This window comes from Mesorhizobium sp. B263B2A (genome assembly GCF_020165775.1).
Taxonomy (GTDB): Bacteria; Pseudomonadota; Alphaproteobacteria; order Rhizobiales; family Rhizobiaceae; genus Mesorhizobium; species Mesorhizobium opportunistum.
This window is the reverse complement of sequence record NZ_JAIUIU010000010.1, coordinates 1-26,398: the sequence shown is the minus strand read 5'-3', so window position 1 is coordinate 26,398 and position 26,398 is coordinate 1. Positions and strand designations below refer to the sequence as shown.

Here is a 26,398-nt window from a genome sequence, read left to right as displayed (position 1 = left end):
GTCCGAAGGTCAAGCGCCTGTCGCATGATTCGCATGAAAAAAGCGAATCAATTACCCGACTTAGCGCGCCCCGCCCCCTAAGGAGGCATGGCCGCGCTCTCATTCCTGCACTCAGATGCACTTAGGCTCGACCAGCCCTGCCCGAAGAGACGCCAAATCCTTCGATCAGCGCTTCCGTCGCTTGTACATCCCTGAATTGCGCCTGAATTTCGATCAGATGGCGGAAGTTTTCGTCCGAGGGATCCGCTTCGAGCGCCGCCTCCGCCTGTTTCAGCTCCTTATGTAAGGTGCGCGCGCTGCGCTGCAAGTGCAACGCCTGGTTCAGAGCGTCGCGGGCATCGTCGAGTGCGGCTGTCTCCAGCGCCGGCCATTGCCGCGCCCGCCGGATCAGGCCGACGGCACGCTCCCAGATCTCGGCGCAGCCGGCACGCTCGATCGTCGCCACCACGGCATGGCGGTCATTGGCCATGTCGTGCGCCATGGCGTCGAGGATGGCACCATGCAGCCGCTGCAGATCGGCATTGGCAAGGTCGAGGAACTCGACATGGGCGAAATTCTCGTCGATCAGCGGCGGATGGTTGACCAGCGCGACGATGATCGTCGCCTCGCGCACCGACATCCCCTCGCCGCGCTTGACCAGCGCCGACTGGCCGAGGCTTTCGGTGATCGCCATGCGGCCGCTGCCAGCCTTGGCGAACTGCCCGCCGGGCGCGGCCGTCTTGCCCTGCCCGGGTTTCCAGTCCTGACGGCTTTGCCGGGCACCGCGCTGGGAGCCGAAGAAACTCAGCACCCGCTCGCGCATCTCTTGGCTGTAGTGATAGCGCAGGCTTTCATCGCGGATGCGGCTGGTCAGTTCGCGCAGCGTCTTCTCGAGTTCGGCCCGCCGCTCCGGCGTGTCGAAGACGCCGCCCGCCGTCTCGCGCATCCACAAAAGGTCGACCAGCGGCCGCGCGTCGGCCAGTACCGCGCGGAATGCATCCGGCCCCTCGGCCTTGACCAGGTCGTCGGGATCCTTGCCCTCCGGCAGCAGAGCGAAGCGCGCCGAGCGACCGGCCTGCACCGATGGCAGCGCGAGATCGGCGGCCCGCCATGCGGCCTTCAGCCCGGCCTTGTCGCCGTCGAAGCACAGCATCGGTTCCGGCGCCATGCGCCACAGAAGTTCGAGCTGGTTTTCGGTGAGCGCGGTGCCGAGCGGCGCCACGACATTCTCGAAGCCGGCCTGCGCCAGCGCGATCACGTCCATATAGCCTTCGACGGCGATGACCGTGCCGCCTTTGGCGAGCGCCCCCTTTGCCATCGCTTGGCGGGCGCGGGCGAAATTGTAGAGCACATTGCCCTTGTGGAAGAGCTCGGTGTCTGGCGAGTTCATGTATTTGGCCACCGCGTCGGCGGCGAGCGCGCGGCCGCCGAAGGCGATGATCTTGCCGCGCGAATCCGGGATCGGGAACATGATGCGGTCGCGGAACCAGTCATAGGAGACCGGGATATCGTCGCCGTGGCGGACCAGCCCGCAGGCCTCGATGTCCGCCTTCGGCACGCCTTTTGCGGCGAGATGCTCCTTCAGCGCATTGCGGCTGTCAGGGGCGAAGCCGAGCCGGAACGAATGTTGCGTCGCCGGCGTCAGCCCACGGTCGCGCAGATAGGCGCGGGCTTTTGCGCCTTCCGGTCCCTGCAGCCGCTCCTGGAAGAAAGCTGTCGCCATCTCCATGACGTCGGTCAGGCTGGCGCGTTCCTTCTCACGCTGTTCTTCCCGTTCGTCGCGGACCGGCATCGGCACGCCGGCCATGTCGGCGATCTTCTCGACCGCTTCGGGAAAGCTCAGTCCCTCGAGTTCGGTGAGGAACTTGAAATGGTCGCCCGAGACCGAGCAGCCGAAACAGTGGTAGCGCCCCTTCTTGTCCTCGCAGTGGAAGGATGGGCTCTTCTCGCCATGGAACGGGCAGCAGGCCCAATAGTCGCCGCGCGACGTATTGGTTTTCTTGCGGTCCCACGCGACGCGCTGGCCGATGACCTGTGAAATCGGCACGCGGTCGCGGATCTCGTCGAGAAAGGCGGGCGGAAAGCGCATTTAGGGAACTCGTTTCGCCACCATATAATCATGCCGGCGAAATCCGACGACCCCCAATACGGGCCATACCCGGTTTCCACAGGGCAAAAAGAAAGGCGGCCGTTGCGGGCCGCCTTCCAAGTCCAGCGCTAGGTGCTTTACTGCGCGGCAAGCGCGCCGAAGATGACGCCGGAGAGGATGCCGACCAGCACATAGTCGTTGCCGACGCGGATCCATTCCTGGCCGGGACCCGGGCGGCGCAGGCCGTAGCGGCCGTAGTCGCGAACCGGCTGGTGCTGCCTCCAGCCGGAATATCGCTGGCCATTGCGCCAGTTGTTCCGCTTCACGATGACTTTCTTCTGAAAGACGCGCTTCTGGATGACGCGCTTCTTGACATCCCGGTGAGTCGGCTTCTGCCAGTCGACCTTGGTGTAATTCGACTGCGGCGCGACCGGTGCGTTGATCGGCGCGGCTTGGCCGGTGAGCGAGGTGGCGGCCAACATCGAGAAAGCAAGCGCGGAAAGGACAATGCGTTTCATGGGAAGTCTCCTTGGGTTGTCGATGTCCCGAGGAGTAGCGGTCAATGGATGAACTGAAACTGAACACCAGCATTACAATTATGTAATGAATTCGCTAGTTTAGAACGATGAGTTGAACAGCCCCGCAAAGACAGGCACCGAAAGCGCGGCAGAGCTGGCCGAACTGCCGTCCCGCCCGTGGGCCCGGAAATGCAACCAATTTCGCCTCCGTCCATTTTCCGACACGGCCCGTCGCGCCCCCGTAGGCCCTTGAAATCGACAAAATTTTATTACCCGGCTAAAATATTCCAGCTATTATCCCTGCTATCATCAGTGACTGCCATGACCATGATTCGTACCCCAGCTTTCCGCCCTGCCCATCGTGCTGTCCGCATCGCGGCCCGTTCCTGCGTGCAGGTGCCACGATGAGCGGTTCCGTCGTCCTTCTGCATCTGGCCGGCGCCGTGGCGCTGATGCTGTTTGCCACCCGCATGGTCAAGACCGGTGTCGAACGCGCCTATGGCGATGTGCTGCGCCACAAATTGCGCGCCACCATGCGCAATCCGATCATGGCGGTGCTGGCCGGCACTGGCCTTGCGATCGCCTTGCAAAGTTCGACGGCGGTCACCCTGCTGGTCGGTTCCTTCGCTGGTTCCGGCATCGTCTCGGGTGCGGCGGGCCAATTGGCGGTGCGCGGCGCCGAGATCGGCTCTGCGCTCGTGGTCAAGCTCTTGACCTTCGATCTGACGCTGCTGGTGCCACTCTGCCTGATCACCGGCACGGTGATGTTCATGGCCACCGAGCGGCGCGACTGGCGCCAGACCGGCCGCATCCTGGTCGGCATCGGCCTTCTGATCCTGTCGCTGGAAATGATCGGCCAGGCGTCGGAGCCGTTGCGCAACAGCCAGCTCATGCCGGTCATCATCAACTACTTCTCCAGCGATTCCATCACCGCCTATCTGCTGGCGGCGCTGATCACCTGGCTGTTCCAGTCCAGCATCGCGGCGGTCCTGCTGATGGCGACGCTTGCCGGGCGTGGCCTGATCAGCCCCGAACTCGGCGTCGTCCTCATCCTTGGCGTCAATCTCGGTTCCTCGACCATCGCGCCGATGCTGACCCGTTCGGCCGGGCCCGCCGTGCGCGTCGTGCCGATCGGCAATCTCCTGATGCGCGGGCTGGGCTCCCTGGTCATGCTGGTCCTGTTCATGATCTTCAGGCCGCATGTCGGCTTCCTCGGCGCGACGGCGTCGGACCAGATCGTCAACGCCCACATCCTGTTCAACGTGATCATCCTGCTGGCCGGCCTGCCGCTGGCCGGTTTCGTCTATCGCGCTTCCGAGAAGATCGTGGCGCTCGGCACCAAAGCCGCGCCCGCCGCCTCGCTCGACGTCGTCGAGCTTTCCGCGCTCAACGAAAGCGCGCTCGATGTGCCAAGCCAGGCGCTGGCCAACGCCGCGCGCGAGGTGGTGCGGGTGTGCGAGACGGTCGAGATCATGCTCAAACGCATCATCGAGCTCTACGAGAGCGCCGACGCCGACAAGATCAAGGCGCTGGCCGCGCTCGACGACCGCGTCGACCGTAAGCACGCGACCATAAAGCTCTACCTTGCCAAGGTCACCAAGAATCCGCTGACCGAGGACGAGGCGCTGCGCTGCCAGGAACTGATCGGCGCCTGCGTCAAGCTGGAGCAGGTCGGCGACATCATCGTGCGCAACATGCTGGTGCATGTGAAGAAGAAGTTCGACCGCGGCCTGGAATTCACCGACGAAGGCTGGAGCGAATTGTGCGCCTTCCACGGCTCGGTGCTGGCCAATGCCCGGCTTGCCTTCAACGTGCTGGTGTCGCGCGATCCCGAAACCGCCCGTCAGTTGGTGCTGGAAAAGGACCAGTTGCGTGACCGCGAGAAGGAAACCAGCGCCAGCCATTTCCTGCGGCTGCGCGAGGGTACCGCCAAGAGCGTCGAAACCAGCTCGATCCACCTCGACACCATCCGCGACCTGAAGCAGATCAACTCGCTGCTGGCGTCGATGGCCTATCCCGTCCTGGAAGAGCGCGGCCTGCTGACGGGATCGAGGTTGAAGGCCAGCTGAGGCGTTGAAGCTGCCAATCTCCCCACCTGTGGGGGAGATGTCCGGCAGGACAGAGGGGGCGCCGTAGAGCGCGGCCTTTGATCGCCTTTTGGTTTTTTTAAATCCGCCGCAGGCGTCAGTCCCCGGCGCAGAAAATTGATGGGGTGGCGGGACAGCGCCCCTCTCTGGCCTGCCGGCCATCTCCCCCACTTGGGGGAGATTGGCAGCTTCACTGCCTTGCACCCTTACTGAAGAAAACCTAAACCGGCGCCCACAATTTCTGGATTGCCCGCGCCGCCCATCCGTGGTTTGAGGCCGCTCCAGCCAAGGCTTGTCCCATGTCGCTTCCACTCATCGCCCTGTTCATCGCCGCTTTCGCCTTCGGCACCACCGAGTTCGTCATTGCCGGCGTGCTGCCGCAGGTGGCGCAGGGGCTCGGCGTCTCGGTCCCCACATCGGGTTATCTCGTCTCGGGTTACGCCTGCGGCATCGCCATTGGCGGACCGCTGCTGGCGCTCGCCACCAAATCGATCTCGCGCAAGGCCTTGCTGCTCAGCCTCGCCATCGCCTTCACCATCGGCCAGGCGGCCTGCGCGCTGGCGCCGGACTTCACCTCGATGCTGCTTCTGCGCATTGCCGTCGCGGTCGCGCATGGCGCCTATTTCGGCGTCGCCATGGTGGTGGCGGTCGGCCTGGTGCGCGAGGACCAGCGTGGCATGGCGGTCGCCGTCATCCTGTCCGGCCTGACCGTCTCCAACGTCATCGGCGTGCCGGCGGGCACCGCGATCGGCAACATCTGGGGCTGGCGCGCGACCTTCTGGGTGATGTGCGCGCTGGGCGTCGCGGCAACTTTTGCCATGGCGGCCCTTCTGCCGCGCACCACGGGATATCAAGCGAAGCATGCGGGCCTTGCCCGCGAGGTCCGCGTGCTGGCGCGCCAGCAGGTCTGGACCTCGCTGATCCTGATGCTGATGCTGATGATCGGCCAGTTCGGCCTGTTCACCTACATCACCCCGACATTGCTTGAGATCACCGGGCTGGACGAGGATCTGGTGCCCTGGGTGCTGCTGCTCAACGGCGTCGGCGCCACGCTCGGCGTCTTCCTCGGCGGCAAGCTCTCCGACTGGAAACTGATGCCCTCGCTGATCACGATGCTTGCCTTGCAGGCGGTGACGCTGGCGGTGATCTATGCCGTCAGCCCCTATCCCGTGCCGATGATCGTTGCGATCGTCATCTGGGGCGGCCTCAACTTCGCCATCGGCACGCCGATCCAGACCCGCATCCTGGCCTGGACCGCGGACGCGTCGAACCTCGCCTCCTCGCTGATCCCGTCCGGCTTCAATGTCGGCATCGCGCTGGCGGCGTCGCTGGGTGCCGCCATGCTGAACAGCGGCTTCGGCTATCGCAGCCTGCCGCTGCTTGGCACTTTCGCGATGCTGGTCGCCGTGCTCGTGGCACTCGCCTCGTATCTTTGGGAAGCGCGCAGCAACGCCACGCCGCCGCTGACGGCCGCCGCCGAGTAGCGCCTCAACCACCCCCACCCCATCCGTGCCCTGTCCGACCACGCGCCGTGTGCTGACGAGCACGGGTGAGGATGGCGCCGGCTACAGCTTGATCCGGAACCGCAAACTCTTCGCCCCGCCATAGGCGGCATCCTCGAAGAAGCGCTCGACCAGCCTGCCGCCATTGGCCAGGATCACCTTGTGCGACGCCGGGTTGCCCGGCTTGGCGGTGATCTCGACGTGAGCCAGGCCAACCGCCCTCGCCTCGTCCAGCATCAGCCGCAGCGCCTCGGTCGCGTAGCCGCGCCGCCGCTTCCACGGCACCACCGCATAGCCGATATGGCCAAGCACATGCGGCGGCAGGTCCGCCGTGCCCTTCTGCCAGCGCAAGCCGATCGAGCCCGAAGCCTCGCCGTCCCAGATCCAGCGGCGGAAACCCGGCAGGCGTGGCACTTTCATCCCGTCGGGCAAGGTGATCGGGCCACCTTTCGCCTCGGGATCGTCGAGACTGGCCAGGAATGCCACCGGATCCTCTTCTATCGCCGCAAGTTGTTCGCGCGTCGCCTGCAAGAGCCGCACATTGTCCGGCGACCAGCCGCGCTCTAGCGCCGCCTTGTAGGACGGCAGATGTTCAAGCGCGGGTTTGACGATCTCGACCATGATCCATGCTCTCTAACCGTGGCCGGGAGAACGCTCAAGCCGCCTGGAAGCGGATCTCGCCCTTGTTGAGGAAACACGCCTTGCTGAACAGCGACAGGTCCAGCGGGTTCGGCAACCGGACATCGCCGATATCGGGAAACGGCTTCGCCGATGGATCATATGAGCGGTCGATCTGCGAAATGAAGACCAGGATCACGCCGCTGTCCCGTGCGAAGGCCTTCAGCATGCGAACCTGGTCCATCAGCTCGGGATTCTCCCGCTTCTGGTCGAGCAGCTGCAGATAGTCGATGACCGCCAGCGTGCCGCGCGGCGCCGATCCCAGCACTTTGACGATATAGCCGGCGCTGATGGCATCGGAATTGTCGAACTCGAACAGTCCGCCGAACTGCTGCGGCTCGATGCCGATGGCGCGAAACCGGTCGAGCACATCGCTTTGTGTATATTCCAGAGTGAAGAACACGCTGCGATGGCCTGACTTCATGGCTTCGGCCGCGAGTTCGAGGCTCATCAGGGTCTTGCCGTGGCCCGGCCGCGCGCCGACCAGGACCAGATCGCCGGGCGCCAGCCGCGCAAACAGTCTGGCGGCGGGCGAGATTTCGGCCGCTTTTGCCGCGAGCAAGCTCCAGCCGGCAAAACCTTCGCGAGCGGCAATACGGTCAAGTGCCTGGTGGAGCGGGATTTTTGCCTTGCGCGACAACAGCCTGGCTTGACGCTTCAGATGGTAGATGGGCGCGATCATCGCAAAACCTCCTGGTGCGAGCAGTTTTCGCAACCCCTCCTCATGCCTTGTGCTCGAACAGTCGGTTCAGTGATCGGAGTGCCCCGCATGAACGAATGCTTTCCCGGCGGAGGGAGGAGGCACGGGCCGTGCCAGAATCAGATGATAGCGCAATCCCAAGGGATCGAAAATCGCGCACATCCCTGGATCCGCAGTCGAGCGGCGCAAGCCTTGAGCCAGCATCCCGGCCTACGGACGTTTTGCGCGCCGCCTTCGTGCCTATTTGACGGAGCGCTAAACAAGATGTTTTTCGCCGATTGGCGCGAGGCATTTTATGATCGGCTGCTTGCGGCAAGGATTCGCAAGGCTTCGACAGGAGAATTGAACCGGTGCGGTTGAGATCTGTCCCTTTGGGTATCGTCGCCGGCTTGTTGCTTGTCGTCATCGCCTTGACGGCCGTCCGGTCTTTCGCCGCACCATCCGATATTCCGGCCTGGCTGCAGGCTCATGTCGGCGACGGCGATGGCCAGATCTCGCAAGTGGTCCTGGAGCGGGCGCGCGCGCTTTACCGCAAGAAGGTCGCGCAGGGCGCCGTCAGGAACCCCTGCTATTTTGCCATGGACGCCACGCGTCCCGGCGATCTGGGCAACGGCGTGCTGGGGCGCCGGTATTACGTCGTGTGCGAAGCCAGCCAGTCGTTTCACGCCATCTCGTCGGGGCATGGCGGCGGCCGCGACCTGAAAGGCACGGTCGATTTCTCGAATGGCAGGCGCTGCGCGAAGAATTTCGGCAATGCCATGGATTCGGAACTGACCGCCGGCGGAGCCTACATGACCCGCGAGGCGAAAACCTCGTTCAAGGGCTACTACCGCACCGGCGCGAAGCAGGACGTGGCCTTCCAGCGCACCTTCATCCAGTTCGATGGCGAAGGCGAAGCCGCCAACGCCAGGCAGCGCGTGATCGGCGGCCATGCCGCGCAAGTGTTGCGCGGCATGTGCATGCGCAAAAGCCCGAACAGCTCCTATGCCGACCACGATGGCCTGGTGCCGTTCGGCAAGCTGGTGGACTATGCCGGCGGCCGCAGCAATGGCTGCACCAGCTGGTCGCCGGCGGATGCGCGGCAGATCATCTCGATGGTCAAGGACAACCCGACGACGCTCTACATCTATCCGGAATCGCGCGACATCGCCGCCGTCGCGCAAGCATCGGCCAAAAGCCACTCGCTGTCCGGCACAGATCTCTACTGGAACGCCTCCTGCCTGAAAGAAATCGGCGCGCCGAAATTCTGGCCGCGAAAAACCCTCGAGCCGATCATCGTGCAATACAAGAAAGACCATCCGGCGGCACCGTCGCAACCAGTGCCGATCTGCAAGGAGCCGTGAGGACCACTACGTCGCCAGACAGCAGACCACGGGAGTAGACTCTCGGTCAGCGCAGGAAATCGAGCACGGTTTTTATGAACTCCGCCGGATACTCCACATTCGACAGGTGAACCGCGGGCAGGACAACCAGCTTCGCGCCGGGCACCGCCGCGGCGATCAGTTCGCCGTGGCTGGCCGCCGTCACTGTGTCGTGCTCGCCGGCGATCACCAGCGTCGGCCGGTTGATCAGCGCCACGCTGCGGCGAAGGTCGGCATCGCGAACGGCGGCGAACAGACCCGCCAGGCCTTGCCGGTCGATCGTCAGCAGCATGGTGCGGAATTCCGCGATGATGGGCTCGTTGGCCGCCACCATCTTGGCGGGGAACCAGTTGTTGAGGAACATTTCGGCGGTTTCCGACATGTCGGGCGCCTGCTGTACCGAGACAATCCGCTCGTCGAAATAGCTTGCCGGCCCGAGATGCGACGAGGTGTTGCTCAGGATCAGCCGGTCGATGCGCTCGGGCGCGTGGACGCCGAGCCATTGCCCGACGAAGCCACCCAGCGACAGGCCGAGGAAATGCACGCGTCCAAGGCCGAGCGCATCGAGCAGCTCGATCACGTCGCGGCCGAGCCGGTCGAGCGAATAGGCCCCGATCGGAACGCTCGACCCGCCATGGCCGCGAAAATCGTAACGCAGAACACGGAAATGCCGGGACAACTCGCCGACCTGCCCGTCCCACATATGCAGCGTCGTGCCGATTGAGTTCGACAGCATCAGCACCGGCTTTCCGGCGTCGCCGTCGAAGCGGTAGGCGATGCGCGTGCCATCGCCGACAGTCACGAAATTCAGCTCACTCATGATGAAATTCCTTCTGGAACGTTGAATGAGGCTAAGCGTAGCTGCGGCCGGCTTTTGATGATATTACAAAGATAGGACAATCTCTGTAGTCAAAGCTGACATGGCCGAATTCACCTTGCACGACTTGCAATGTTTCGATGCCGTGATCCGCACCGGCGGCTTTCAGCCGGCGGCCGCCCTGCTGCACCGCTCGCATCCGGCGGTGTTCGCCGCCGTCGCCAAGCTCGAACGGCAGCTTGATCTCGTTCTCCTGGACCGCAGCGGCTATCGCGTGCGCCCGACCGAGGCAGGGCTGTCGTTCCACCGCCGCGCGCAAGCGCTGCTGCGCGAACTGGAAGGTCTGCGTGTCCACGCCGCCCAGCTCTCGATGGGCGAGGAAAGCGAAATCCACGTTGTGATTGGCGACCTCTGCCCGCGCCCGCAGGTGCTTGGCATGCTCGGGCGGTTCTTCGCTCAATGCCCCGGCACGCGCCTCCATCTGCACTTCGAAGCCGTCGGCGGTCCGTGGGAGCGCCTCTTCGATGACGAAGCCGATCTGATCCTGCACTGGGTCGATAAGGGCGATGCACGGGTGGAATGGGTCGATTTGTGCAAGGTGCCCTTCATTCCCGTGGTGGCGCCTGGCTTTCTGCCGCAGCGTATCAAGGAGCCGATCACTCCCGATCAGATGCAGGCACTCACCCAATGCGTGATGCGCGACAGCGCCCGCCATTCGCCACAACAAAACTATTCGCTGATCGAAGGCGCGCCGCAATGCCTCGTGGCCGACCAGGGCATGAAGAAGGAGATCATCCTGCAAGGCCTCGGCTGGGGCCACCTGCCCCGCTTCCTGATCGAGGACGAGTTGCATGACGGGCGCCTGCGTTCCATAGCCGGCCGGCATATGCCGGGCCGCACCGATGAGCTGGTGGTGGCGCGCCGCCGCGACCGCCCGCACGGCCCGGTCGCGAACCGGCTCTGGGACCATATCCAGCAGGAAGCGCCGGCACTACGCCGCGCGTTGGAGCCTCGGAGGTCCGCCGGAGAGATGCCGACCAACCAGTCGCGAAAGGTGCAAGTGGAAACCGGTCGTTAATGACGGGGCCGTGACTATCGGCATAGGCCGCGATTGGGATCATTTGCATCCTCGCCGCGTTGACCACCTGAGACGAGCGCACCATAGCGCGAACGGCAACGCCACAGTTGGGAGAGATGACAATGCCTGACAAGAAAATCATGGAGAAGGCCCGAGAGGACAAGCGCGAGGGCAAGTCGCCGAGCACGCAAGCCGGCGAGTTTGTGCGGGACGAAATCGAAAAGGTCCGCCAGGGGAAGCATGGCGCACGCTCGACGCAGCAGGCTATCGCCATCGGACTTTCCGAGGCGAGACGGGCAGGCGTGGACCTGCCCCCGCCCGAGAAGGGCAAGGTGAAGGAGAGCACGCGCAAGAGCGCCGAATATGCGTATGAGGCTGGCCAGGGCGAACGCAAGCCGAAACGCCGGCCGCGAGTCTCGAAAGCGGTCTCCAAGGTGCTTGAGCGCGAGCCGAAGAACACGGCATCGCACGAGGCGCTGTCGCAGCAGGCCAAGCGCGCGGCCTCGCGCCGGACGGCCGAGGAACGCTCGGCTGCCGCGGAGAAGGCGGCCGAGACGAAAGGTGCATCCGGTCGTTCCGCCGCCGCACGCAAGGCAGTGCGCACCAAGGGCACCCGCGGCAGGAAGCAGGCGGCGCGGAAGTCGGCCAGAACGCGGACACACCACGCGTAGGTCAAGATCGCATTTGTGCCTCGCGGACGGATCCAGCGGGCCGAAACGCGCCTGGCTGCGCTCCAGATTTGTCGATTGGAACCGACGGACTGCAATCCAGTTAGTAAGCCAGCCCAGTTAGTAAGCCAGCCCAGTTAGTGAGCCGGCCCAGTTAGTAGGCCGGCAAGTCTGGTTGCAGCCTTGCCGCGATTTGACCGGCGGTCTCAAGGCCGACCAGCTGAGCTTCGGAAGCGTGGAAAGCACGCTTGATGGAGAAAAATCATGAACCAGTGGTCAAACGCCAAGCTTTGTGACGTTGCAAATCTGATCCTAGGAGCAATCCTGTTCGTGTCTCCCTGGCTATTCGCCTTCGCGTCGGGAACGCAGTCCCAGAATGCCATGGGCAGCGGAATAGTGATCGTCGTACTTTCGATCGCCGCCCTCGCCGCCTTTGCTGTCTGGGAGGAGTGGCTGAACCTCGTTGTGGGCCTTTGGGTACTCGTGTCTCCCTGGGTGCTTGGATTCCAGGCAACCACGGCTATGAGCGTGCATGTTGTAATCGGCGTTCTGGTCGCGGTCCTGGCTGCGATCGAGCTCTGGATGATGCATCAGAACCCTCCGACGCAGTCCGCGGCCTAGCAGGACCGGCCTGCTCATCGCCGATGACGTTGGAAACGCCGGCTGGCGGATGATGGGTAAATGAGCGCGGAGCGCCGGCAACCGGCCGCTCCGTTGCTAACGGCAACCCGCAGCCGAGCCATGCGTGACAGAGAAGGTGTCGATATGAAAGCAGTTCGTATCCATGCTTTTGGCGGGCCTGAGGTTCTTTCCATCGAACAAGTCCCCTTGCCTCAGCCGCTTGACGACGAGGTTTTGCTCAAGGTCCGCGCAGCGAGCGTCAATCCGGTCGACTACAAGATCCGCGAAGGTTCGAGGAACCAGGCTCTGCCGGTCACGCTCGGGCGCGATGTGTCCGGCGCGGTGGAAATATGCGGCACGCGGGCGCACACGCTGAAGAAGGGCGACGAGCTATTTGCCATGCTTGGTCAGGACCGGGGCGGCAATGCCGAGTACGTCGTGGTCAAGGCGACGGAGGCGGCCGCCAAACCGGATCGTCTAAGCCACGTCGAAGCCGCGGCGGTGCCGCTTGCGGGCATCACCGCGTGGCAGGGCTTGTTCGACCATGGAAGCCTCAAATCCGGCCAAAGGGTACTCATCCATGGCGGCGCCGGCGGCGTCGGTCATCTGGCGATCCAGCTGGCCAAGGCCGCGGGTGCGTTCGTCGCGACAACCGTTTCGGCCGAGGATGTCGTCTTCGTCCGTGAGCTTGGCGCCGATCAGACGGTCGACTACAGGAACCAGCGTTTCGAAGAGGTCGTCGATGAGGTCGACCTTGTGTTCGACCTCATCGCGGGCGACACGCAGGACCGCTCCTGGGAGGTGCTCAAGCCAGGCGGGACACTCGTTTCCACGCTTTCCCAACCTTCGCAGGAAAAGGCAAACTTGCATCGGGCGCGTGGCGTCTCCTATGTGGCCGAGCCGAATGCGGCGCAGCTCGCGGAGATTGGCCGCCTTATCGACGCCGGCAAGGTCACCCCCTTCGTGCAGGCTACCTATCCTCTTGGAGAGGTCGCCACGGCCGAGGAGCGGCTGGAGAACGAGCATGTCCGCGGCAAGATCGTGCTCGAGGTGTCCGCGTAGCAGCCTGGCCGGGCCGCCGAGGCAATTTTATCGACGGACAACGAAACGATTGTCCCCAACCATCGTTTCGGGACCGGACATGAATTTGACGAGGAGGCGACGATGAGCGCTACCGGTTTGGATGTTTTCGACAGGACGCTGCAGACAACGAACATCTGGCTCGACGAGATCATGGAAGATCATGGGCCGGATCGGCGGATTGCCTGGCACATATTGGGTGCGGTCTTGCGGACCATAAGGGACAGGCTGCAGATCGGACTTGCGGCCAAGCTTGGGGCGGAACTGCCGCTCTTGGTGCGCGGTGCTTATTACGACCACTACCGGCCCGCAGCCGAGCCGGACAAGACGCGCTCCCTGGAAGATTTCTCGCAGCATATCGACGAGGAATTGAAATCGATCCGCCCTGTCGATCCCCAAGATGCCGCGCGCTCGGTGTTCCGGGTTCTTACCCGGCATATCGACCTTGGTCAGTCGGCCAAGGTGCGGGACGCGCTGCCGAAGGAAATCCAGGCGCTCTGGCCGGAGAGCGTCGGCGCCAAGTAGCGGCGTCACCGAATCCGGCGGCTCGCTAACCAGCCGACCCGGGACTGGCGCGCTGCCGGGCGTCAGTCCCGCAAACGGTTTGCGGCATGGTCCTGGCGCTGCTCGGTCGCGACCTGTTTGGAGTCCAGACCGCGTTCCCGGGAATGCTGTGCCTTCTCGCGATTGGAAAGGACCTGGTTTTCTTCCAGCTTGTCCTTTGGCGTTACAGTCATGGCACCTGTGCCAGACCCCTTTCCCTGTGAACCTGCTCCGATGTGCTTCTTGCTACCGCGTGCCATGGGCTGCCTCCAATTCATGCCAAGATGTTGCAGGGTTGGTGCCTAGTTGCGGTTCTTGTGATGGACGCTTTCCTGATTTTTGCCGCGAAGGATGTTGCGATCGTCGGGATCGACGAGATCAGGTGTGTCGGTCCTCATGTCCGATCCCTTGCGCAGCGCTTCACGTTCCGCTGGCGACCGTTTCAGGTCCGCCTTCGCATCGAAATCCTTGCTGGCGTTCTTGGTATTTTCCCGCTCTTCAATGATGCGCATCTGCTGATCGTGGGTTCTGCGTCCGGTCATCGCTTCCTCCGGCATGTTCGTGTTGGCGTCGCAGGCTGAGGAGATGACGCAGGGTCATCTGAGTGGTCCGTTGCGGCATCCCCAATCCGAGCCTGTCCTCATGGTGATAATGGCAAGGCGACGGGATCGTTCCGAAAGCTGCTCGCCATTTGGTGACTCGGCGGTATCCGAGTTTCAACTCCAAGACATGGGTTCGGAGGCGACCAAGTCGGGTCGGCTGAAATCGCTCCGGAGGTGGATGATGGACAGCGCCCCTACTGCAGCAGCCCCTTGACGATGCCGCTTGCCTTGCCGAAATCCATCTGGCCGGCATATTTCTGCTTCAGCGCGGCGATCACCTTGCCCATGTCCTTCTGGCTGGCGGCACCCGTGGCCGCGATCGCCTCGCGCGCCGCGGCCGCGATCGCCGCATCGTCGAGCTGCGTCGGCAGGAAGCCGCGGATAATCTCCATCTCGCCGCGCTCCTGCGCCGCCAGTTCCGGCCGCTTGCCGTCCTCGAACGCCTTGGCCGATTCCTCGCGCTGCTTCACCATCTTGGCCAGGATCTGCAGGATCTCCTCGTCGCTGGCCGGTTCCTTGCCGGCGCCGCGATTGGCGATGTCGCGATCGTGTATGGCGGCCTGGATCAGCCGCAATGTCGGCAGCCGGTGCTTGTCCTGGGCCTTCATCGCGCTCTTCAGGGATTCGGCGATTTTTCCGCGCATCATGCTTTCTCCTTCGGCCGGCGCGGACAATAACGCCGGGGACAAGCCAAGGCAAACCCTCATATCACGCGGCAAGCCTCTGATATTGCTAGATGAAATAAATCGCCGCCGCATTTCGCATGATCGTTGACCGCCCTGCTCCCTTCCCCTATGTACTCAGCCTTGCATGAACTGAAGCCTGACTGCGTGGGAGCCGCGAATTCGCCGCTTCGCGCCGTTTGCCGCGCGGATGGCCCAACGGGCCGGTTGCAAGCGCGCGGCCTGATAGGAGTGCCGACATGGCCGAGATGACGCCCGCCTGGGCAATCGAAAAGCCGACCGCCTTGCTGGTGCTGGCCGACGGCACCGTCATCGAGGGTCGCGGCCTTGGCGCCACCGGCTCGGCTGTCGCCGAAGTCTGCTTCAACACGGCACTCACGGGCTACCAGGAAATCCTCACCGACCCGTCCTATGCCGGCCAGATCGTCACCTTCACCTTCCCGCATATCGGCAACATCGGCACCAACGGCGAAGACATCGAGGATCTCAATCCGGTCGCACGCGCCGGCGCCGTGGGCGCGGTGTTCAAGGCCGATGTCACCAACCCGTCCAACTACCGCGCCGCCGGTCACCTCGACCAGTGGCTGAAGAAGCGCGGCATCGTCGCGCTTTCGGGCATCGACACCCGCGCGCTGACCGCGCTGATCCGCGAAAAGGGCATGCCCAACGCCGTCATCGCGCACGCGCCCGACGGCGTCTTCGACCTCGAAGACCTGAAGCGTCGCGCCGCCGCCTGGTCGGGCCTGATCGGGCTCGACCTTGCCAAGGAAGTCACTTCGGGTCAGTCCTCGGTCTGGCGCGAGACGCCCTGGGTGTGGAACGAAGGCTTTGGCGAACAGGCCGAGCCCTCCATGCACGTCGTCGCCATCGACTACGGCGTCAAGCGCAACATCCTTCGCCTGCTTTCCGGCCTCGGCGCCAAGGTCACCGTGGTTCCGGCCAGCACCGGCTCGGAAGAGATCCTCGCCATGCAGCCCGACGGCATCTTTCTCTCCAACGGCCCCGGCGATCCGGAAGCCACCGGCGACTATGCCGTGCCGGTCATCCAGGATCTGCTCAAGACCGACATTCCGGTGTTCGGCATCTGCCTCGGCCACCAGATGCTGGCGCTGGCGCTGGGCGGCAGGACCGCCAAGATGCACCAGGGCCACCACGGCGCCAATCATCCGGTCAAGGACCACACCACCGGCAAGGTCGAGATCGTCTCGATGAACCACGGCTTTGCCGTCGACGCCGACTCGCTACCCGCCGGCGTCGAGGAGACCCATGTCTCGCTGTTCGACGGTTCGAACTGCGGCATAGCGCTGGCCGGCCGCCCGGTGTTCTCGGTCCAGCATCACCCCGAGGCCTCGCCCGGCCCGCAGGACTCGCACTATCTGTTCCGCCGCTTCGTCAATCTGATCCGCGAAAAGCGCGGCGAGGAATTGCTGGCCGAGCGGGCTTAAGAGGCGCCACGGCGCCCGTCATTGCCCTGCCGGGCATTTCTCCCCGTATAGTGACGGGGAGAAAGACGCCGTCGCCAACATGTCGCCAATTATCGACGTTGCAAAAGAGGGCGGCGAGGTCACGGCGGATCTCCCTTCTCCCCGTCACTATACGGGGAGAAGGTGCCGGCAGGCGGATGAGGGGCAGCGCAAACATCTCGCAGCCTCGCTCCCCAAACACCCGATCCTAAGCCACCGGCCGGCCTTCGCTGGCTTCCAGTATGGCGAACCATTGCTGGCGGTCGAACACGATATCGAGCGCCTTGACCATCGCGGCCAAACGTTCTGGGTTCATCGAACCGAGCACCGGCACTGGCCGGGCGGGATGGCGCAGCAGCCAGGCGATGGCGACAGCGGCGAGATCGCCGGCGCCGATCTCGGCTGCCACCGCCGCCAGCGCCGCCCGCACCCGCGCCTCGCGCGCTTCCTTGCCGGTGAACAGCGAGCCGCCACCGAGCGGCGACCAGACCATCGGCGCGTAGCCGAGACGCTGCGCGTGGTCGAGGCTGCCGTCGGTCAGCGCGGACGTCTTCAGCACCGACATCTCGATCTGGTTGGTGGCCAAGGGAAACGGCAGCCGCGATGCCAGCAGGTCGAACTGCGACGGCGTGAAATTGGACACGCCGACCGCCCTCGCCTTGCCTGATTTAACCAGCGCGGCAAGTGCCGCCGCCGTCTCGTCCGCATCCATCAGCGGATCCGGCCGGTGCAGCAGCAACAGGTCGAGATAGTCGGTGCCGAGATTGGTGAGCGAACGGTCGACCGAGGCTGTGATATGCGCGGCGCTGGTGTCGTAGTGCTTCAACCGGTTTTGCGGCCTGTTGGCGGACGCCAGCATGATGTCGCATTTCGAGATCAACTCGATCTGCTCGCGCTTGCCTTTCCAGCGCGCCAGCCCGGCGCCGAACGCTGCCTCGACCTCGTAGTGCCCATAGATGTCGGCATGGTCGAAACTGGTCAGGCCGAGATCGACGGCGCTGCCGATCAGTCTTGCGACTTGATCGGCATCCGGGCGCACGGCTCCGCCGAGAAGGCGCCAGGCACCGAAGGCCAGTCGCGACAGCGACACGTCCTTTGTCAGCGCAATGCGGCTGTCATGGCTCATACCTGTGCTCCGTCTTCGGCGACGCCGGTGGTGACATTTATGCGCGCCGCCGGCCGTGCCACCTTGGTGACAAAGACGATGACCGCCAGCGTCAGGAAGCACGCACCGACCAGATAGGGCGCACCACCGAAAGTCACCGGCGCGCTTGGCCCGGTGAACCAGGAAAAGATCGCCGTATAGAGCAGCGGCGTGATGATCGAGGTGATCGAGAAGATCGAGGTCATCGCGCCCTGCAGTTCGCCCTGTGCCGACGGCGGCACCTTGGCGGCGGCGAGGCTCCGGAGCGGCGGGTCGGCGAGCGCTTCCAGGCAGCCGACGACGATCACCGCATAGACCATCCACCCCTGCGAGGCGAAGGCGTAGCCGAAGGCGCTCGCCGCCGTGAATGTCAGCCCGATGACCGCCGTCCTCCACTCGCCGAGCCTGGGGATGACGCGTGGCAGAACCGTGCCCATGATGATCGCGCCGCACAGCCCGAAGGCGCCGAGCGAGAAGCCGATCTGCTGCTCGCTCCAGCCATAGCGGTAATTGGAGACGAACGACCAGACCGCCGGGTACATCATGTGGCCGAGCGTCATCAGGAAGAAGACAAGCCCGATCCAGCCGATGCCATGATACTGGCGCATCTGCAGCAGCGTGCCGACCGGGTTGGCGCGTTTCCATTCGAAGCGGCGGCGATGCTTTTCATCCAGCGTTTCCGGCAGGAAGAACATCGCGATCAGGAAGTTCACGAAGGCAAGCCCGGCGGCGAAATAGAACGGCACCCGCGGTCCGAACGTGCCGAGCAATCCGCCCAGCACCGGCCCGATGACGAAACCGACGCCGAAGGCGATGCCCAACAGGCCGAAATTCTTCGCCCGGTTCTCATCGTTCGATATGTCGGCGATGAAGGCCGATGTCGTCGAATAGCTGGCGCCCGAAATGCCGGCCAGCACACGCCCGATGAACAGCATCGGGTAGGACCACGCGACCGCGCAGATCAGGTTGTCGATCGAGAAGGTCAGCACCGAGGCCAGCAGGATCGGCCGCCGTCCGAACCGATCGCTCAAGCCACCCATGATCGGCGCGAAGAAGAACTGCATCGCCGCATAGACGAAGAACAGCCAGCCGCCCTCGATCGCCGCGCCGCTGATGCTGACGCCGGTCAATTCCCTGAGATAGGCCGGCAGCACCGGCATGATCATGCCGAAGCCGATGATGTCGAGCAGCAGCGTGGTGAAAACGAGCGCCAGGCCCCGCCTGGCGGTTTTGGGATCGATCATGACGGGTCAAGCTCCTCTGTCCGCCCCGGGGCCTGGGCGGACGCACCTTATAGGCGAGACCGTAAAAAGGAACAATGCGGGAACAGGCAGGAATGTTTGATCCTGACATCCCCTGACGGCGTGTTCGCCGTCAGGCTACCGGCGTGAATCGAGTGCTCAGATTGCACCGCTCATCGTGTTGCAATCCGAAAGCTTGCCGCTCTTGTAGCCGCGCGCCAGCCAAGTCTGCCGCTGCTGCGAGGTGCCGTGGTTGAAGCTTTCCGGCACGACATAGCCTTGCATCTTCTTCTGCAGCGTGTCGTCGCCGATCTGCTTGGCGGCGTTGAGCGCGCTTTCGAAATCGCCCTGCTCCAATATGCCCTTCTGCCCGGTGTAGTGCGCCCAGACACCGGCGAAGCAGTCGGCCTGCAACTCGATGCGCACCGACAGCTGGTTGGAATCGGCTTCGCTCATGCCTTGCCGCATCTGGTTGAACTTGCCCATGATGCCGGTGAGATTCTGCACGTGGTGACCGACCTCATGCGCGATCACATAGGCCCGCGCGAATTCTCCGGAAGCGCCGAACTGCTGGTCGAGCTGCTGGAAGAAGGTCATGTCGAGATAGACCTTGTGGTCTCCAGGACAATAGAACGGTCCGGCAGCCGCCGAGGCAAAGCCGCAGGCCGAACGCACCTGGCCGGAAAACAGCACCAGCTTCGGGTCTTCATAGGTCAACCCTTGCGACTTGAAGATGCCGGTCCAGGTATCCTCGGTCTCGGCGAGCACAGTCGCCACGAACTGCTTCATCTCGTCATTGGCAGGGGCGGTCCCGCTGTCCTGGCCGCCGCTGTTGTCGGTGATCTGGCCACCGCCGCCGGGCAGCAGCCCACCGTCGCCACCGCCCAGTATCGCTGAGGGATCGAAGCCGAAATACCATCCGGCCAGCACCACCAGGATGACGAGGAAGATGCTGCCGCCGCCGCCGGTACGGCCGCCGATCGGCAGGCGGAACTGGCCGCCACCGCCGCCGAGCCCACCGCCGCCACCCCCGCTGCGGTCGTCCTCGATATTGTCACTCTGACGACGGCCTTTCCAGAGCATGGCAACTCCCCGTGATGTAAACGTCCTCGTTGCTCCGGTGCGGCCGGCTCAACCCACCAGACAAATATCCCAATGGTTGCGCCAAGTCACAGCATTTCTCAGCGGCCGAGGCAGCGCCCGCGTGACGGCTTCAGTGCACTGGCCGGGACCGGCGAAGGCCTGTAGCATCGCCGCAACGGAGGGGTGCGTGAGAGTGAAGACGATCGGTCGATTCCTGTCGCTGCTCGCGACCCTGCTCTGTCTTGGCGTTATGGATGCCGGCGCGGTGACGCTCGATTCCAGTGTTGCCGTCACCGATCCCGCCACCTTGCAGGCGCTGGAGCGCGACGGTCTTTCGATCAGCCGCCTGCTCGGACCGGCACTCGGCCTCACCCGCGAGGTCGACAATCGCGGCCTGTTTTCGGTGCCGGCGCTGGCCACGGTGCGCGACACGGTCAAGCTTGAGATCGCCGAGGAGCCGAAGACCAGCCCCGACCCCTATGTCGCCGCCATGGCGAAATCGAAGGACACCAGCCAGAAATTCAATCCGAAATACATCGACGACGACGGCTCTACGCTCGACCTGACCGGCATCGTCAACCGCATGGACCGCGGCTATCTCGGCCACACCGAATGCGGCGAGATCAGGCTGATCTACCGCTTCCACTATTCGATTGCGGAAAAGCCGGCCAAGGGCAAGCCAATCGGGGGGAAGACTGCGCAGCGCATTTCCTCGCGCCTGCCGTTGACCATGAGCCTGGTTTTCAACGCCAAGCCGAAGCAGGCGCAGGCCCGCGCCTCGAAGGATCTGCCTGATATCACCGATGTGTCCTGCGCCGACGTCGCCCGGCGCTGGCTGACCGCCGGGCAAAAGGACCTGCCGCCCGAACAGCTTGCCGCCTGGCTGCGCTCCGACGAAGGCCCTCTGTCGGGCGCCATGCTCAATTCCTCGCAGATCATGCGGCTCGAACTCAACATGCAGGTGCTGCGCCTGTCGGCCTCGACGCGGCGCGATTTCGGCGGTCACGCCGAGTATCTCCTGAAGATCTTCAAATGGAATCCGGCGACCTCGAGCTTCTACGAATCGAGGATGGAGAACCAGATCGACCGGGCGACGGTGCTGGCCGACAAGCCGGCCTTCGCCAAATGGCTGCTCACCGACCGCAACATCTACGACCTGGACCATGGCCGGCTGGTCATCGACGAAAAATTCCTGGCCAAAAGCGCCGTTTCGGTCGCGCCTGGAGGCCTCAGCCGGTCGCAGAACAACATCGCCTATGGGCTGGTCGACGATGCCGATATCGACAAGGCGCTGAAGGACTATGTGGCGAAGGGCAATACGCTCGCCACCATCAAGTCCGTGGCCGGCTTCGACTTGCGGCTGAACGAGATGAGCTGCACCGGCTGCCACCAGACGCACGGTATAGCCGGCTTCCACTACACCGGCGCCGACCCGGCCAGCGAGCCGCGCCGCAATGCCGTCTTCGTGCCTGGCTCGGCCGTCTTCTTCGCCGACCTGCCGCGCCGCCGCGCCATTGTCGAGCAGTTCGCCGCCGGCGGTCATCCGGATTTCACCAGGGGTTTCGCCGCCCGTCCCGACCAGAAATATGCCGAGGCGCTGAAAGGCACCGACCTCTACAATGGCTGGGGCTCGATCTGCTATAGCGGTAAGGACGCAAGCTTCAAGGACTGGACCTGCGGCGCCGGCCTGCGCTGCGCCGGCGTCCACGAAAGCGACATCCACCCGGGTTTCGGCACCTGCGTCAGCGAGAAGGGCACCGCGGTCGGCGACCCAGTCGAGTTCGGCGAGATCAAGATGTCGACATGGGGCAGCGACCAGTATTGCCGTCTCTCGCCGGCCACCGCCAAGGCTTGCGCCATCGACCCCGCGAAGGACAAGAAGCCGGTGGTCAAGCTCGCCGGATACGGTGCTGCGCGTCAACGCTACGACAACCCGCAGCAGAAGACCGGCGGCTTTCCCGGCGGCATGCTGCGCAAGGCGACCTGCGACAAGCTTCCCGACGAGGCCACCTGCGGCCGGCTGGCCAAGACCGGCTTCAACGACTGCATCGCCTCGGGCAAGGATCACAAATTCTGCACCAGGGAATTCACCAAGACCGCCGGCCTGCGCGCCTGCGACAAGGCGCATCCCTGCCGCGAGGACTATATCTGCACCGCCGGCTATGACGACCTGGCCGAAGCCAAGCCCGGCGAAGGCACCTGCATCCCGCCTTATTTCATCTTCCAGTTCCGCGTCGACGGCCACCCCCGTAGCTGGGTGCAGAATGTTCGCGAGTGAACCAACCCTGCATCGCGCAACGGACTTACCCCTTCTGCTTGGCGCCGGCGCTCTTGCCGTCCGAGCTTTTCGAACGCTCTTCGAAACGCGCCGCTCCCTTCTTCAGGGGGTGACCGATCTCGGCCTCGGTCTTGCGCTCGTCCTTCGCAGCCGCCTGCTTCAATCCGCTGGCCGCCTGCTTGCCCTTCGCCGTCGGTGCCTGTTCAATGCCCATCGCTTCCTCCCTTGGCGCGCGACATCGCGCGCTCCCAGGAGCAACGTGCATGACATCGGACGGTTCCGGCGGCTCGGGGAGCGGCTGGCGCGGCTCAGCGCGCCGTCATCGCCTTGCGGAACGCTTCCAGTGTCTCGGCGCTGACATGGTGCTCGATGCCCTCGGCATCGATGCGCGCCGTCTCCGCGCTGACGCCGAGCGAGCGCAGGAAAGCTTCCACTGTCTGGTGGCGGATGCGGCTTTCCTCGGCGACCTTGCGGCCGGCCTCTGTCAGGAACACGCCGCGATAGGGTTTTCTCGACACCAGCCCGTCGGCGCACAGCCGCGTCAGCATCTTGGCCACCGTCGGCTGGGCGACGCCGAGTCGTGCGGCGATATCGACCTGGCGCGCCTCGTTGCCGTCCTCGATCAGATCGGCGATCAGCTCGACATAATCCTCGACCAGCGCGCTGCGGCGCGCTTGGCGCTGCTGCCGGAATCCTTCCGAATGGACGTCGGCGTCAGGCAGTGGCTCGCGCGGGACCGGTCTGTTCTTCAGCGCCAATGCGCGCTCCTCCTCGGGAGTTTAGCCGTTGCTGCTTTATAGCACGGGCTCTGATTCTTCAGGCCGTTTATTTGCATTCCCCCACAGGCGCAACCGGCGTTCCCAATTGCGTCTGTCACCAGCGCTTCGGGGCATCGGATAAAAAGCACATACAATGAAATATAGCCTATTGCATAATGTTGAGCCATGGCATAGGTTATGGATATTCCCGGACGTGTCGGAAAGCCTTTCCATGTCAGAAGCAGAAGCCACAGCCTCCCGTTCCGCATGGCGGTTCGCCAGGCGCGACGAGGACGACCAGCCCAGCCTGCGCGAGGTCAATTCCTCGATCGCCGTGCCGAGTTCGGGCGTCTGGTTCCGCCGCCTGTTCGCCTTCATGGGCCCCGGCTACATGGTTTCGGTCGGCTATATGGACCCCGGCAACTGGGCCACCGACCTCGCCGGCGGCGCGCAGTTCGGCTACACGCTTCTGTTCATCATCATGCTGTCCAACCTGATGGCGATCCTGCTTCAGGCGCTGGCCGCTAGGCTCGGCATCGCCACCGGCCGCGACCTCGCCCAAGCCTGCCGCGCCTACTACCCGCGCCCGGTCAATTTCGTGCTGTGGATCGCCTGCGAGCTCGCCATTATCGCCTGCGACCTCGCCGAAGTCATCGGCACCGCGATCGCGCTGCAGCTACTGTTTGGCATTCCGCTGATCGGCGGCGCTATGCTGACGGCGCTCGACGCTTTCCTGGTGCTGCTCTTGATGAACAAGGGCTTCCGCTATCTCGAAGCCTTCGTCATTGCACTGCTGATCATCATCTTCAGCTGCTTCGCCATCCAGATCTTCGTCGCCGCGCCGCCGGCCGGCACGATCCTGCATGCGATGTTCGTGCCGTCCTCCGAAATTGTCACCAATCCTGCGATGCTCTACATCGCCATCGGCATCATCGGCGCCACGGTGATGCCGCACAACCTCTATCTGCACTCCTCGATCGTGCAGACGCGTGCCTATGAGCGCACCGAGAAGGGCAAGCGCGACGCCATCAAATGGGCGACGACGGACTCCACCATCGCCCTGATGCTGGCGCTGTTCGTCAATGCCGCGATCCTGATCGTCTCGGCGGTCGCCTTTCACGACACCGGCCACCACGACGTCGCCGAGATCGGCCAGGCCTTCGAGTTGCTGTCGCCGCTGCTCGGCCTCGGCATCGCCTCCATCCTGTTTGCCGTGGCGCTGCTGGCGTCGGGCCTGAACTCGACGGTGACGGCGACGCTCGCCGGCCAGATCGTCATGGAAGGGTTCCTGCGCCTGCGCATCCCCAACTGGGCGCGCCGGCTTTTGACCCGCGGCCTCGCCATCATCCCGGTGGTGGTCGTCACCGCGCTCTACGGCGAAAAGGGCACCGGCCAGCTGCTGGTGTTCAGCCAGGTGATCCTGTCGATGCAGCTGCCCTTCGCGGTGGTGCCGCTGGTGCAGTTCGTTTCCGACAAGAAGAAGATGGGCAACCTTGCCATTCCGCGCGCTGTCGCGGCCCTTGCCTGGGTGGTCGCGGCGATCATCCTGGTGCTGAACTTCAAGCTGCTCTACGACACGATGTTCGGGGTCGGCTGAGGTTTCACCGGCAGTTCGCACGTTCCTGAGCATGTAATCCGCGACAGATCGCCGGCCCGCGCTATCTCTGCATTGCCATGAGCAATATCGAGGATATCAGGAAATTCTACGCGCGGCTGATGGCGGCCAATGCCGCCTCGCCCGACCCGCGCCTGGGAGAGGTGTTCGCCGAGGTGCCGCGCGAAGCATTCCTCGGCCCAGGGCCGTGGACGATCATCGCCGGCAACGGCAAGGTCACGACGCCGAGCGCCGACCCGGCGCACCTCTACCAGAACGTGCTGGTGGTGCTCGATGCCGACAAGGGCATCAACAATGGCGAGCCGTTCCTGCACGCCATGTGGATCGGGAAGCTGGCGCCGAAGCCCGGTGAGGCCGTTTCTCACATCGGCGCTGGTACCGGCTACTACACCGCCTTGCTGGCCCGGCTGGTTTCACCTGACGGCACCGTCACCGCCTTCGAACTCGACGGCAGGCTGGCCGACCTGGCACGCAAGAATCTCGAAGCCTATGGCAACGCGACCGCCGTCCATGGCGATGCCGTGACCGCGCCCTTGCCGCCATCCGATATCATCTATGTCAACGCCGGCGTCGTCGCCCCTCCGGCCGGATGGCTGGAGGCGTTGCGCCCAGGCGGCCGCATGATCTTTCCCTGGCGCCCGGCCGAGCGCGTGCCGCTGGCGGTGATGGTGACCCGTACCGAAAAGGGCTTCGCCTGCGATCCCTTCATGCGCTCCTGGTTCATCCCATGCTTCGGTGCCTCGGTTGCAGAGCTTGCCGCAAAAATTCCGACCCGCGACGAGGCGACGCGCAGCCGCTCCATCTGGCTGACCAGCGACAAGACACCGGACCGCACGGCCACCGCGATCTTCAGCGACGTCTGGTTCTCGTCGAAAGGTCTCGATGCGGCACCACGCTCCAGACTCCGGAAATGACGGAGGGCCGCCAGGAATTTCGCGTGCCCTGTCGGATTGACCGCCGATCGCCCGTCCTTGGGGCTGGAGTCCGGCCACGACGGCATGGATTGGAGAAACGGGAGCATTCGAATGAGAAAGATCATCGCAGCCACCTTCGTCAGCCTCGACGGTGTCATGCAAGCGCCTGGCGGTCCGGAAGAAGATCCGGTCGGCGGCTTCAATTTCGGCGGCTGGACCTTCCATTACTTTGACGAGGTGGGGGGCGCGGCGATGGATGAACTCTTCTCCAAGCCCTTCGCCCTGCTCCTCGGCCGCAGAACCTACGACATCTTCGCCGCGTACTGGCCGTATCAGAAAGACCCGATCGCGGACGCCTTCAACCCCGCGACCAAATATGTGGCCACGCACCGGCCTGACACCCTCACCTGGCAGAACACGCAATCGCTTGGGGAAGACATCATCGCGACGGTGCGCCGCCTCAGCCAGGAGGATGGACCGGACCTGCTCATCCAGGGATCGGCCGATCTGATCCAGACCCTGCTCGCCAACGGGCTGATCGACGAGATCCGGCTGATGATCTTCCCGCTGTTGCTGGGCAAGGGCAAGCGCCTGTTCGGCGATGACGCGATGCCGGCCGCCTTCAAGCTTGCCAAGTCGCAGGCCACCAGCACCGGCGTCATCATCGCCACCTACGAGCGCGCGGGCGAAATCGAGGTCGGCTCGTTTGTCACGGGGGAGCCGTCCGACGCGGAGCTCGAGCGGCGGAAGAACTGGAAGTAACAAAACTTGGCACCTTTCCTCTCCCTCCGGAGGGGGGAGAGGTGGCGCCGCGCAGCGGCGACGGAGTGGGGGAAGCCCTCCGCGAAACGCACCACCGCAAGACAGGCACAATCAGGCGGGCAAGAAGACTGAGG

At 64.1% G+C, this 26,398-nt stretch carries 26 protein-coding genes; 13 read left to right on the top strand and 13 right to left on the bottom strand.

The genetic code is table 11. The annotated features are described in order from the left end of the window. Positions 1-121: 121 nt before the first annotated feature. Positions 122-2,068, bottom strand: a complete 1,947-nt coding sequence (gene dnaG / locus LB568_RS17110; protein WP_224730714.1) for a DNA primase — start codon at positions 2,066-2,068, stop codon at positions 122-124. A gap of 137 nt (positions 2,069-2,205) precedes the next feature. Further along, on the bottom strand, positions 2,206-2,586 hold the full coding sequence (locus tag LB568_RS17105; protein WP_224730713.1) for an RcnB family protein: 381 nt from the start codon (positions 2,584-2,586) through the stop codon (positions 2,206-2,208). Positions 2,587-2,990: 404 nt separating this feature from the next. On the opposite strand from LB568_RS17105, the gene LB568_RS17100 reads away from it, so the two are divergent. Together LB568_RS17100 and LB568_RS17095 are read left to right on the top strand one after the other, a co-directional pair. Then, positions 2,991-4,655 (top strand): Na/Pi cotransporter family protein, encoded by a 1,665-nt coding sequence (locus LB568_RS17100; protein WP_224730712.1) that lies wholly within the window; start codon positions 2,991-2,993, stop codon positions 4,653-4,655. A gap of 317 nt (positions 4,656-4,972) precedes the next feature. Further along, positions 4,973-6,157 carry an MFS transporter gene (locus LB568_RS17095; protein WP_224730711.1) on the top strand — a complete coding sequence of 395 codons (1,185 nt, stop codon included), beginning with the start codon at positions 4,973-4,975 and terminating at the stop codon, positions 6,155-6,157. Between the two features lie 81 nt (positions 6,158-6,238). Here the strand turns inward: LB568_RS17095 and LB568_RS17090 are convergent, their stop codons facing one another. Together LB568_RS17090 and LB568_RS17085 are read right to left on the bottom strand one after the other, a co-directional pair. Continuing rightward, positions 6,239-6,796 (bottom strand): GNAT family N-acetyltransferase, encoded by a 558-nt coding sequence (locus LB568_RS17090; protein WP_224730710.1) that lies wholly within the window; start codon positions 6,794-6,796, stop codon positions 6,239-6,241. Between the two features lie 34 nt (positions 6,797-6,830). Continuing rightward, positions 6,831-7,535, bottom strand: a complete 705-nt coding sequence (locus tag LB568_RS17085; RefSeq protein WP_224730709.1) for a DNA helicase — start codon at positions 7,533-7,535, stop codon at positions 6,831-6,833. A 368-nt stretch (positions 7,536-7,903) separates the two neighbouring features. Here LB568_RS17085 and LB568_RS17080 point away from each other — a divergent pair, with 368 nt between their 5' ends. Next, on the top strand, positions 7,904-8,896 hold the full coding sequence (locus tag LB568_RS17080) for a murein L,D-transpeptidase catalytic domain family protein (protein WP_224730708.1): 993 nt from the start codon (positions 7,904-7,906) through the stop codon (positions 8,894-8,896). Between the two features lie 46 nt (positions 8,897-8,942). On the opposite strand, the gene LB568_RS17075 is transcribed toward LB568_RS17080, so the two are convergent. Next, positions 8,943-9,734, bottom strand: a complete 792-nt coding sequence (locus LB568_RS17075) for an alpha/beta fold hydrolase (RefSeq protein ID WP_013893633.1) — start codon at positions 9,732-9,734, stop codon at positions 8,943-8,945. A 100-nt stretch (positions 9,735-9,834) separates the two neighbouring features. On the opposite strand from LB568_RS17075, the gene LB568_RS17070 reads away from it, so the two are divergent. From LB568_RS17070 to LB568_RS17050, 5 genes are all read left to right on the top strand, one after another. After that, positions 9,835-10,809, top strand: a complete 975-nt coding sequence (locus tag LB568_RS17070; protein ID WP_224730707.1) for a LysR family transcriptional regulator — start codon at positions 9,835-9,837, stop codon at positions 10,807-10,809. Positions 10,810-10,931: 122 nt separating this feature from the next. Beyond that, positions 10,932-11,480: a DUF6496 domain-containing protein gene (locus LB568_RS17065; RefSeq protein ID WP_140572031.1), complete on the top strand. Its 549-nt coding sequence runs from the start codon at positions 10,932-10,934 to the stop codon at positions 11,478-11,480. A 261-nt stretch (positions 11,481-11,741) separates the two neighbouring features. Beyond that, positions 11,742-12,098 (top strand): SPW repeat protein, encoded by a 357-nt coding sequence (locus tag LB568_RS17060; RefSeq protein WP_140572030.1) that lies wholly within the window; start codon positions 11,742-11,744, stop codon positions 12,096-12,098. Positions 12,099-12,158: 60 nt separating this feature from the next. Then, positions 12,159-13,160 (top strand): NADP-dependent oxidoreductase, encoded by a 1,002-nt coding sequence (locus LB568_RS17055; RefSeq protein ID WP_224730706.1) that lies wholly within the window; start codon positions 12,159-12,161, stop codon positions 13,158-13,160. A 102-nt stretch (positions 13,161-13,262) separates the two neighbouring features. Next, a complete protein-coding gene (locus tag LB568_RS17050; protein WP_013893627.1) occupies positions 13,263-13,703 on the top strand; it encodes a DUF2267 domain-containing protein in 441 nt (146 codons plus the stop codon). Positions 13,704-13,765: 62 nt separating this feature from the next. Here LB568_RS17050 and LB568_RS17045 read toward each other — a convergent pair whose 3' ends face one another. The 3 genes from LB568_RS17045 to LB568_RS17035 form a co-directional block, all read right to left on the bottom strand. Further along, entirely contained in the window at positions 13,766-13,981 is a 216-nt protein-coding gene (locus tag LB568_RS17045) for a hypothetical protein (protein ID WP_224730705.1), read from the bottom strand. Between the two features lie 42 nt (positions 13,982-14,023). Next, on the bottom strand, positions 14,024-14,263 hold the full coding sequence (locus LB568_RS17040; RefSeq protein WP_013893625.1) for a hypothetical protein: 240 nt from the start codon (positions 14,261-14,263) through the stop codon (positions 14,024-14,026). Positions 14,264-14,517: 254 nt separating this feature from the next. Next, a complete protein-coding gene (locus LB568_RS17035) occupies positions 14,518-14,970 on the bottom strand; it encodes a GatB/YqeY domain-containing protein (RefSeq protein WP_013893624.1) in 453 nt (150 codons plus the stop codon). 275 nt (positions 14,971-15,245) lie between these two features. Here LB568_RS17035 and carA point away from each other — a divergent pair, with 275 nt between their 5' ends. Next, positions 15,246-16,451: a glutamine-hydrolyzing carbamoyl-phosphate synthase small subunit gene (gene carA / locus LB568_RS17030; RefSeq protein WP_224730704.1), complete on the top strand. Its 1,206-nt coding sequence runs from the start codon at positions 15,246-15,248 to the stop codon at positions 16,449-16,451. A gap of 226 nt (positions 16,452-16,677) precedes the next feature. Here carA and LB568_RS17025 read toward each other — a convergent pair whose 3' ends face one another. From LB568_RS17025 to LB568_RS17015, 3 genes are all read right to left on the bottom strand, one after another. Next, on the bottom strand, positions 16,678-17,595 hold the full coding sequence (locus LB568_RS17025) for an aldo/keto reductase (protein WP_224730703.1): 918 nt from the start codon (positions 17,593-17,595) through the stop codon (positions 16,678-16,680). Beyond that, on the bottom strand, positions 17,592-18,857 hold the full coding sequence (locus LB568_RS17020; protein WP_140572026.1) for a TCR/Tet family MFS transporter: 1,266 nt from the start codon (positions 18,855-18,857) through the stop codon (positions 17,592-17,594). Before LB568_RS17020 ends, LB568_RS17025 begins: the two co-directional genes overlap by 4 nt. Before the next feature lie 156 nt (positions 18,858-19,013). Next, on the bottom strand, positions 19,014-19,937 hold the full coding sequence (locus LB568_RS17015) for a neutral zinc metallopeptidase (protein ID WP_013893620.1): 924 nt from the start codon (positions 19,935-19,937) through the stop codon (positions 19,014-19,016). Positions 19,938-20,124: 187 nt separating this feature from the next. Between LB568_RS17015 and LB568_RS17010 the strand changes: the two genes are divergently transcribed. Further along, positions 20,125-22,215 (top strand): hypothetical protein, encoded by a 2,091-nt coding sequence (locus LB568_RS17010; protein WP_224730702.1) that lies wholly within the window; start codon positions 20,125-20,127, stop codon positions 22,213-22,215. A 25-nt stretch (positions 22,216-22,240) separates the two neighbouring features. Here the strand turns inward: LB568_RS17010 and LB568_RS17005 are convergent, their stop codons facing one another. Together LB568_RS17005 and mntR are read right to left on the bottom strand one after the other, a co-directional pair. Then, the gene (locus LB568_RS17005; protein ID WP_013893618.1) at positions 22,241-22,429 is read right to left on the bottom strand and encodes a hypothetical protein; all 189 of its coding nucleotides are present in this window, start codon (positions 22,427-22,429) and stop codon (positions 22,241-22,243) included. 94 nt (positions 22,430-22,523) lie between these two features. Beyond that, a complete protein-coding gene (gene mntR, locus LB568_RS17000) occupies positions 22,524-22,973 on the bottom strand; it encodes a manganese-binding transcriptional regulator MntR (protein WP_013893617.1) in 450 nt (149 codons plus the stop codon). Between the two features lie 232 nt (positions 22,974-23,205). On the opposite strand from mntR, the gene LB568_RS16995 reads away from it, so the two are divergent. The 3 genes from LB568_RS16995 (at position 23,206) to LB568_RS16985 (ending at position 26,264) form a co-directional block, all read left to right on the top strand. Next, a complete protein-coding gene (locus LB568_RS16995) occupies positions 23,206-24,570 on the top strand; it encodes an Nramp family divalent metal transporter (protein WP_013893616.1) in 1,365 nt (454 codons plus the stop codon). Positions 24,571-24,647: 77 nt separating this feature from the next. Next, positions 24,648-25,502: a protein-L-isoaspartate O-methyltransferase family protein gene (locus tag LB568_RS16990; RefSeq protein ID WP_224730701.1), complete on the top strand. Its 855-nt coding sequence runs from the start codon at positions 24,648-24,650 to the stop codon at positions 25,500-25,502. Positions 25,503-25,613: 111 nt separating this feature from the next. Further along, positions 25,614-26,264, top strand: coding sequence for a dihydrofolate reductase family protein (locus LB568_RS16985; RefSeq protein WP_140572022.1), 651 nt, complete (start codon positions 25,614-25,616; stop codon positions 26,262-26,264). The last annotated feature ends 134 nt before the right edge of the window (positions 26,265-26,398 follow it).